Genomic DNA, 4,040 nt, shown 5'->3' with positions numbered 1-4,040 from the left:
GTTGTGGTGCTAGTGGATCGGGCACTGAATGAATCGGGCACTGAATGAATCGGGCACTGAAAAATCTGGCACTGAATGAATCGGGCACTGGTAGATCGGGACCTGCGCACGCGGAAATGCTCCGGCGCGCAGGCAATAGGTGTGGCGTCGGCTGGTGATTTCCGGGTGCCAGGTGGAACAGGCGCTACTTGGCGTACTGCGGCAGCCGCGCGGGTTCGCCGGTGGAGGGCTGGACGTTGAATGTGCGCAGCGTCTGGCTCATCACCGAACGGAACACCGGTCCGTTGGTGATTCCGAAGATGCTTCCCTTGGGCCGTTGCAGGACCACCTCAACAATAAACCGCGGATCGTCCATGGGCGCCATTCCGATGATGGAGGCTGTATAGCCGCAGAACCCTGATTTGCCGTCGTCGCAGGGCGATTCGGATGTGCCGGTCTTGGCGCCCACCCGGTACCCGTCGATAGCAGCCTCTTTGATCTCACCCTCGGTTACGGCGCTCTCAAGGATGTCGCGGACCTGTTTGGCGGTTTCTTTGGAGACGACCTGCTGCGGGGCCTTGGCCGGGACTTTTTCCTCGGCACCGTCCGGGTTGATGTAGCTGTCGATCAGCCGGGGCTGGAGCATCACGCCGTCGTTGGCGATGCTTTGGTAGGCCCGGACGGTCTGGAGGGTGGTTTGGGCGACGCCCTGGCCGAAGAGCACGGTGTATTGCTGGCGCCCGTCCCACTGGTCGGCCGGGGTCAGGATGCCCTTGGATTCGGCCGGCAGACCGACGTCGGGGGCATCGCCGATGCCGAACTTCCGCAGCCAGTCATAGCGCTGTTCCTTGCTCAGTCGCTGGCCCACCATGACTGTGCCGGTGTTCATGGAGTAGCCGACAATGCCCGCCAGCGTCCGCTGCTCAGTGCCGTGTTCGAACGCGTCGCTGAAGGTCTGGCCGTCCACGGTGTAGGTCGGTGGAATGGTGAACCTGTCCAGCGGGCTGGACTTTCCTTCCTGGATCGCAGCTGCGGCCGTGATCATCTTCTCCACCGAGCCGGGCTCGTAGGCGGCGGTGACGGCCCGGACCCCGCGGTCCTCGGCGGCAACCTTGCCGGGGTCGTTCGGATCCGGGGAGTCGGTATCGGCCATGGCCACGATGTTGCCGGTCTTGGCGTCCTGGACCACAATCACACCCCACTCGGCGCTGAGCTTGTCCTTCTGGCTTTGGATGGCCTGCTGGGAAAAGTACTGCAGGTCCGAATTCAGCGTGAGTTTGATGTCCTTGCCGTTCACCGCCGGCGTCAATTGGTCCACGCCCACCGGGATGCGCAGTCCGTCGGCGCCGATTTCAAACAGCCGCTTGCCCGGTGTGCCTTTGAGTACCTCGTCCTGGGTCTGCTCGAGGCCCGCCTGTCCGGTGCTGCCGTCCTTGAGGAAACCCACAATTCCGCCGGCCACGGAGCCGTTGGGGTACACCCGCTTGCTGGTGCCTTCGGTGACGATGCCGGGAATCTGCAGCTTGGACACCTTGTCCTCCATGTCCGGCTTCAGGTCCTTGGCCACGATGTAGTAGCGCTGGGTTCCTGTCAGGGCATCGCGGAGGGTGCCTCGGTCCATGCCGAGCACGGCGGCGAGTTCGGAGATGCCCTGGTCCCGGGTGACCTTGACGAGTTCGTCCTTGCCGTTGATGGTCTCGAACCGGCGGAAGGATTCGGTCTTGGTGTTGACTGTCTGGTCCACCACGACGTTGTAGCGGATGACGCTGCTGGCCAGGACCGCGCCGGAGGAATCAAGGATGCTGCCGCGCTCCGCGGGCAGCACGGTGGGCGTGAGCCGGTTGTTGAGGGCGGCCTCAGCCAGTCCCCCGATGTCCAGGCCCTGGACCATGAACAGCTTGCCGCCGACCACCAGCAGGAGCGCCAGCATGATGCCCAGCCCCACGCGGAGCCGCCGGGTGGGGTTTGGGGCTTTCGCCTTGCTTGCCCTGCCGGAGTTCTTCGCCACGGTGAGTCCTTGCTGCTTGCCTTGCTGGTGGTCAGTGAACGTTACTGCCCCGGCGTCTTCTGTGCGGGGGCGGGAACCGAGCCGCCGTGGAGTTCCACGGCGGGGGCGGCGGTTTTCGGTGCGGGTGCGGGCTTCACAGCTGCCGGCGCCTTGTCTGTGTCCGCCGGTTTGGTGTCTGCCGCCTTGCGCTGGGCGAGAGGCTCGTTCTCCGTGGCCGGCCCCTTGCGCTGGGCGAGAGGTTCGTTCTCCGTGGCCGGCGGGACCACCGTGAGCTGCCCGGCGACGGCCGGTGCAGCGATGACGGCGCCCGGGGCATCACCCTTGACGGCCGGCTTGGCCTTACCGGTGACATTGAGGGTGGAGAGGTCGATCTGGCCCTTGGCGACCGAAGCCACCATGCCCAGCTCCGTGGCCTTGGCCGCCAGGTTCTGCGGGGCGTCGAAGTTCTGCACCTGCTGGGTGAGGTCCTGGTTCTGCTTGGTCAGTGTGGTCTGTTCACTGCGGAGCTGGACCAGCTGGTACTGGGCGGAGGAGACGGAGATGTTCAGGACCAGCACGGCCATAAGGGCAATCGCCAGGAGTCCGAAGCAGAGCACCACGAACGGTGCGCGGCGCTTGCGCGGCACGGAGCGGACCACCGACAGCGGGGTGCGTGCCTTGCGGGGCTGGTCAAGGCCGGGGCGGAGGCCGGGCAGGGCACGGGCAGTGGCGCCCTGGGCAACGGGGTAGCTGTTGACGGCGGYGGTGCTCATGCGGCTCTCCTGGCTTTGATGCGTTCGACGGCGCGCAGCCGGGCGGAAGCTGCGCGGGGGTTTTCGGCGATTTCAGCGGCGGTGGGTACCTCGGTGCCCTTTGTCAGGGTTTTGAGTTCGGCTTTGTGCTCTTCGAGCTCGACCGGGAAGCCGAGCGGCGCCGAGGACTTCGATCCGGCCTGGAAGAAGCCCTTGACGATCTTGTCTTCCAGGGAGTGGTAGGACATGACCACCACGCGGCCGCCGAGGGCGATGGCCTCGATCGCTGCCGGGATGGCGCGCTCGAGGACGTCCAGTTCCTCGTTGACCTCGATCCGGAGCGCCTGGAAAGTGCGCTTCGCGGGGTGGCCGCCGGATTTGGCGGCACCGGCGGGCACCACGGCCCGGATCTGCTCGACCAGTTCGCCGGTGGTGGTGAAGGGCTTTTCGGCGCGCGCGGCCACGATCCTGTTCGCGATGCGGCCGGCGAACTTCTCTTCGCCCCACTTCCGGATGATCCGGACGAGTTCTTCTTCGCTGTAGTTATTGACGACGTCGGCGGCCGTCTGGCCCCGGCTCGTGTCCATCCGCATGTCCAGGGGCGCGTCGAAGGAGTAGGCGAAGCCGCGTTCCCGCTCGTCCAGCTGGAGCGACGATACGCCGAGGTCCATGAGCACACCGTGGACTTCGGTGAAGCCCAGGTCTTCGAGGACGTCCGGGATTTCGTCGTAGACGGCGTGAACGAGGTCGGTCCGGTTCTCGAAGGGCGCCAGCCGGGCCCCCGCCAGTGCCAGGGCCTCCTCGTCGCGGTCGATGCCGATCAGGTGAAGGTCCGGGAAGCGCTCCAGGAGGGCCTCGGAGTGTCCGCCCATGCCGAGCGTCGCGTCGATCACCACGGGGGTCTCACCGCGGCTCCGTGCGGCCTCGATGCCGGGGGCCAACAAATTGATGCACCGGTCCTTGAGGACCGGTACATGGCGTTCGGACGTCGGCTTCGCCTGGTCGGGATCCGTCATGCCTTCGTCCTTTCGTTGGCCTTGTTTGCTTTGAGCTTTGCTGGTTGCGCTTTGCTGGTTGCGGATTGCTTGGTACTGCTCTTACGCAACGTTCCTTGGTCCAGATCCCCATCCGCGCCTATCCTGCGCCGGCCTGGCTCCGGGGAAGTGAGCCAGGACAACAACCGGATGGGCGGCTGGAGATCTCGATCAAGGAACGTTGTTTGCTGGTGGATCAGTGGGGGTTCAGAGAATCCCCGGGATGGCGTCGTCTGTTTCCGAGAAGGCGGTTTCCTTTTCGGCCAGGTACTCATTCCAGGCCTGGGC

Annotated in this window: 3 protein-coding genes and 1 pseudogene; all 4 read right to left on the bottom strand. The window is 65.3% G+C overall.

Features of this window, described 5'->3' with window-relative positions; genetic code table 11:
• Positions 1-184: 184 nt before the first annotated feature.
• A complete protein-coding gene (locus tag AC1D1S_RS19795; protein WP_476945402.1) occupies positions 185-1,987 on the bottom strand; it encodes a peptidoglycan D,D-transpeptidase FtsI family protein in 1,803 nt (600 codons plus the stop codon).
• A gap of 41 nt (positions 1,988-2,028) precedes the next feature.
• Positions 2,029-2,739, bottom strand: coding sequence for a cell division protein FtsL (gene ftsL / locus AC1D1S_RS19790; RefSeq protein ID WP_476995287.1), 711 nt, complete (start codon positions 2,737-2,739; stop codon positions 2,029-2,031).
• Positions 2,736-3,734 (bottom strand): 16S rRNA (cytosine(1402)-N(4))-methyltransferase RsmH, encoded by a 999-nt coding sequence (gene rsmH, locus AC1D1S_RS19785; RefSeq protein WP_243179531.1) that lies wholly within the window; start codon positions 3,732-3,734, stop codon positions 2,736-2,738. Before rsmH ends, ftsL begins: the two co-directional genes overlap by 4 nt.
• Before the next feature lie 225 nt (positions 3,735-3,959).
• Positions 3,960-4,040 (bottom strand): annotated as a pseudogene (locus AC1D1S_RS19780) (division/cell wall cluster transcriptional repressor MraZ); the annotation flags it as partial.

The sequence above is a fragment of the Arthrobacter sp. P1_A5 genome (assembly GCF_056406825.1).
Note: the sequence above shows the minus strand (reverse complement) of the source record. Positions and strands in the feature narration are given on the sequence as shown.

Coding starts and splice junctions, on each gene's coding strand:
- rsmH (WP_243179531.1), bottom strand. CDS start 3,734: ATGACGGATCCCGACCAGGCGAAGCCGACGTCCGAACGCCATGTACCG.